At 33.3% G+C, this 5,286-nt stretch carries 5 protein-coding genes; all 5 read left to right on the forward strand.

Annotated features, from left to right (window positions below; genetic code table 11):
- Positions 1 to 1,471: hypothetical protein (locus ABZC13_RS14070; RefSeq protein WP_373005278.1), on the forward strand; the 1,471-nt coding region annotated here is incomplete at its 5' end.
- Positions 1,468 to 2,157: a hypothetical protein gene (locus tag ABZC13_RS14075; RefSeq protein ID WP_373005281.1), complete on the forward strand. Its 690-nt coding sequence runs from the start codon at positions 1,468 to 1,470 to the stop codon at positions 2,155 to 2,157. The genes ABZC13_RS14070 and ABZC13_RS14075, both read left to right, overlap by 4 nt.
- Positions 2,158 to 2,171: 14 nt before the next feature.
- Entirely contained in the window at positions 2,172 to 4,049 is a 1,878-nt protein-coding gene (locus ABZC13_RS14080; protein ID WP_373005284.1) for a hypothetical protein, read from the forward strand.
- Positions 4,049 to 4,756, forward strand: a complete 708-nt coding sequence (locus ABZC13_RS14085; protein ID WP_373005287.1) for a hypothetical protein — start codon at positions 4,049 to 4,051, stop codon at positions 4,754 to 4,756. The genes ABZC13_RS14080 and ABZC13_RS14085 overlap by 1 nt, the downstream gene beginning before the upstream one ends.
- The coding region (locus ABZC13_RS14090) for a hemagglutinin repeat-containing protein (RefSeq protein ID WP_373005291.1) at positions 4,719 to 5,286 on the forward strand (568 nt) is incomplete at its 3' end. The genes ABZC13_RS14085 and ABZC13_RS14090, both read left to right, overlap by 38 nt.

The following is a 5,286-nucleotide window of genomic DNA, read 5'->3' on the forward strand; positions in this document are numbered from 1 at the left end:
ACAGATTATAAGAACTACAGTAGGAAAGGGAACCATCACAACTACTTCAGATATCTCAAACCTAAACAGAGACACTACAAAAATACAACAAATCACAAAAGATGAGAGCTCAAACCTAGAACTATACGCAAGTGATAACTCTTTTAATGCGATGATGGACCCTGTTAAGGCTAAAGATGAGCTAAAACAAAACATAAAAGATATGGGACTAAATGCACATAAAGAGATTTTAGAAAATATACCATCAGGTAAAAATAGTGCTTCAAATACAGGAAATAAGGTAGAAGATGCAATAAATGATGTAGTAAACAGCACTATTGGCGAACTACTAGATGCTGTTTCAACAGCAGGTGTCTTACCTTCACAAGAAAACGGTGGAGGTTACATTACTCAAATAGCTACACAACTATTTGGAGATAATAGAAATGTACTTGTTGTAAAAGATAGACAAACACTAGTTGAAGCTGGTATAGGACTTGAAGATATACAAAAAATTACATTAGTAAAAACAAAATCTGGTATTAAAAAAATCAGTGAAGTAGAAGATGCAACTGGATTAGAGAGGGTAGTTGTTTGGACTACAAACCCAAATAAAGCAGTGAGGATTGATGAACAACCTATTGCAAATGATTCGTTAAAAGATTATAAGATACATGTTAGTTCAAATGATATAAAAAATGCAGGACTTGATCATATATTTACAAACGGTATGTTTAATAATTCTGATACCGCTATATATAATCAGCAAACACAACAAGGTTATGCTGATGGGCTACTAAACTACAATCAACAACATGGTATACTCGGCGATATAATAGAGGACGCACAAGACCATATAACGTCAAATACAGGAATGAGTTTTTTAGGAACAGGTGGATCAAGACAAACAGGAGAAGCTATAAAACAGATGACAGTTAGAACTAAAGGAAACTTGGTTGTAGGTGCACACTCCCAAGGGACAATGATGAGTCAAAATGGTTTAGCACAGAACAAAGAAGAGATAGCAAAAATAGTTCAGAATAATCCAAATAGTAAGTTTTTAGTAGGATATGCAGGTTCGCCTGTAAATCATAATGTGGCAGAGAATACAGTTATGGATATTTATGGTGGGAAACAAGGAATATTACAACGCTTTGGAGAAAATGCTAAAATTTCTGATGTATTTCGTTCTCATGTAGCACCTCAAGACACTGTTGGTAGCTTTCTTGGATTGCAATCAGCAGGTATAAATAATTCTGAAGAATTAGGCTCAAATGTGTGGAGTTCATTCATATCTACTCCAATGCTTTTTGGAGTAGGGGGAGACTCTTCTCACTCTTATTATCCTTGTGTTATAGGATGTGGGGATGGAGAATTTACTCCAAAGATAGAAAATTACTATAATCCAAATACTAATAAAGAAATCCCTTTAGTAGAATATTATAAAACTTTAAATGTGGACACTACTTTATATACAGGAGAGAAAAAATGAAAAAAATCACTATCTATACTATGGGCTTTCTTATCATATTTATTTTAGTAGGATGTAGTGCTCAGAAATTTGTGAATAATTATAATAGTCTTTCAGTTTCAATGAGTGGTAATAAACCACCTGCATTTTTTACAATAGACAACCTTCAAACTATGGAAAAGTATGTATTTGAGACGGAAGATGTTTCTTTCTCTCTTCCATCCGCTAGAGAAGAAGACTTTACTATTATGGGAGGATGGTATGGAGTTAGTGCACGTAATGGTAAAACAATATCAATGAGTTTAAAAAAACAATCCTATGGTGTTTCTGTTTCTACTTCAGGTGTATATGATTATACAGAAAGGAATAAAGCAATTGATAATACTACTATCAAATATCCAAATAAAAGGATATTAAAGGACGGAGAAATTATTAATATAAATGTTCATACTGAATTTTATGGAAAAGAAAACTATGCATGTACAGTTGCACAATCTATGAATCCAAAGTTTAAAAAATATAAAATAGGGTATAGATGTTATAAATCCAACCTTACTAAAACAAAAGTTAAAAATGTTTTACTTCTTTTAACTTATAATCAACCAAATAATCTATTCTTGAGCAAAGAGTACACCTACGAAGATTTACAAAACAGAGCAAAAAGAGTTTTAGATAGCCTTTACATAAAAGACAGCTGGGATGATTAGACTTATATGTTACTATGCAAAGCATCCAAGACACTGAGGCTACAAAAGGATCTTCAAAAGGTGGAAGTATCTCAGGAAATGTAATGACAATGACACCTACAGGAATCTCAGGAAATGTAGGAACCACAAAAGGAAGTAATAAGTGGGTAAGTGAAGTTACATCACTAAATGCAAATGAAAAGATAAAAGTAACAGTAAATGAAAAAACAACTCTAACTGGAGCGTCTATAACAAACTTAGATGGAGATGCTAAAGATAAAGGTAACTTAGAGTTCAGTACAAAAACACTACAAATCAAAGATATAAAAGATCATGATACTTATGCAAGCACAACTATGGGAATAGGGATAGGCTCAAACGACTCTAAACCATCACTAAACTCTATGGAGTATACAAGAAACACTAAAGATAAAGAGCAAATTCTAAGAGCTACAGTAGGAGAGGGAATAATAACAACTACTTCAGATATCTCAAGCCTAAACAGAGACACTGCAAAAATAAAACAGATAACAAAAGATGAGAGTTCAAACTTAGAACTATACGCAAGTGAGAATTCTATAAAAGCACTTCTTAACCCCGTACAAGCATACAATGACCTTAAACAGAGTGCAAAAGATGTAGGTTTGGCTGCACATAAAGAGATAGTAGAGAACCTTCCAAGTGCAAGTAAAGGCAAAGATGGTAAAGGGGATTTTATGGATAATACGATAGGTGCATTAGTAGATGCAGGAGGTGAATGGTCTTTTGGAGTTATACCTACTGTGAAAAATGATGGCGGTTATATAAACCAAATAGCTACACAACTCTTTGGAGACAACAGAAATATCCTAAAAACTACAGAGGAAAGTAAGTTTATAGCTTTAGGATTAAACAAAGATAATGGAGACTATATACAAACTACCATCGATGGAAAAACAGTTTATCTTACAAATCCTAATAAGGCAGTACGAATAGATGAAAATATAAATCCAAATGACCCATTAAGTGATTATAAAATACAACTCACTAGCCAAAACATAAAAGATGCTGGAATAGATACTATCTTTACAAACGGACTGAATAATCTAGCAAGTGAAGCAGCAACAAACCAACAACAGCAACAAGGAAATCCTACAATAGGTATGCTAAACTATAATACAAGTCATGGGACATTGGCTGACCTGATAGAAACAGGTCTGGAAAAAACAATAATCACTTTCGATACAATACCAGGTATCCAAGAGTTAGGATATATGATAAACGGAAGTGCAAGACAAACAGGAGATAGCATCAATCAATTGACAAAAATCAATAACGGCAATATAAATATAGCCGCACATTCACAAGGTACACAACAGACCTACTTAGGGCTACAACAACACAAAGAGGAGATAGCACAGCTACTCAAAGATAATCCAAATGCAGTTCTCACTCTGCAAAACTCAGGTTCACCCGTAAGTTCAAAAGCAGTAGAGGATTTGGTCGTGAATGGGTTGTATGGAGGTCAAAACGAAATAAAAGTACATACAGGTACAAATGATGTAGTTAGTGTCTTCCGCTCCCAAATAAACCCGGGAGACTTTATAGGTTTATTAGGTGGAAACTTTGGGGGTATAAACAACAATGCCCCAATAACATCAGGAGATTTTTGGAATCAGGCAGGATATGATATAACTAGAGGTGTGCCGACACTTATGAACGGTTCTTTGCAAAACAATCAAACCAACCCGACTAAGACTTCACCACACTCGGGATACCCTTGTGTAATAGGATGTGGGGATAATGGGATTACTTCGAATGAAATTTTCAAATATTATGACCCAAAGACTCAGGAAAACACCCCTTTATTTGATTATTATAAGACAATTAATGTAGATGCTACAAAAGCAAAATTCAGCACAGGAAGTAATTAGTGAAGTATATTTATTCAATAATCGTAAGTTTATTTTTATTAGGGTGCTCTACAGATAATATAGATTATACTCTAGCACGAATGGCGGGAAATAAACCGGCAGGTTTTTTTTACTTTGCAAACTCTTATGATGCAAACCATTATACGTTTGAGCATAAAGACTTTAATATTTCTATGATTCAGACAAAAGAAAAAGACTGGATGGATATGGGTGGGTGGAAAGGTGCATATATTTATGGTGGAATCGGTGTTGGTGTAGATATTAAAGAAGTAACAAAATATGGAGGTGTTTTAAGTTATGGCATCAATATGAATTCGTCAGTATACTCGTTTACAGATAGAGAGATAGATATTGAAAAAGGAAATGAAAAATATATTCACGAAAAGTATCAACAAGGCAAAGAAAAAAATGGACGTGAGTACTATATAAATGCGCATTTAGAAAAACAAGGAAAAGAAAATTATCAATGCTTGGTTTTCGAAGAAAATACTCCAAGAGGCGTTAAAATGAAAACTTATGATTGTTACAAATTCAATCCAGAAAGAACAATGGTCAAAAATGTTGTTCTCATTTTCATCTACACAAAATCCCCAAACCTCCCAGAACAATACAAACACTTAACAGATGAATACACCTACGAAGACTTACTAAAAAGAAGTCAAAGAGTACTTGACAGTCTTTACATCAAAGATGGATGGGAAAAGTGATAAAAAATCTTGGCATGTAAAAATGAAACTAAATGTAAAAAATATAAATACAGATGGCTCAATAATTAACAAACGCTATACAAAAGATGTTTCTTATGGTAGGTTGAATGGTATAGATAATAAAGTTCGCATAGGAGAATCGTCAAACATAGAAGCAAGCAATACTTTAAATATAGATGCTAAAGATAAAGTAGTGGTTCAAGGAAGTGAACTTAACGCTAAAGACATAAATATAAATGCTTCAAGTGTAGAGATAGCTTCAACCGTTGATAAAAAAGACTTCTTTGGAGGAAACTCAAAAAACTATGTAAAAGAAAAATCTACAACGCACTTAGCATCTAATATAAACACAGATAATATAAACATAAGTGCTTCTGAATCTGCAAAAATAAAAGGCTCAAACCTAAATGCTGCAAACAACTTAAATATAAAAGCTAAAAAGATAGATATATTAGCGGTGAATGATTCATCATATATAGAGAAAAAATCATCATCAAGTGGTTTTATGTCTAGTAGTACAACTTTAGATA

The sequence above is a fragment of the Sulfurimonas sp. genome, from assembly GCF_041563035.1.
In the GTDB taxonomy this organism is placed as follows: domain Bacteria; phylum Campylobacterota; class Campylobacteria; order Campylobacterales; family Sulfurimonadaceae; genus Sulfurimonas.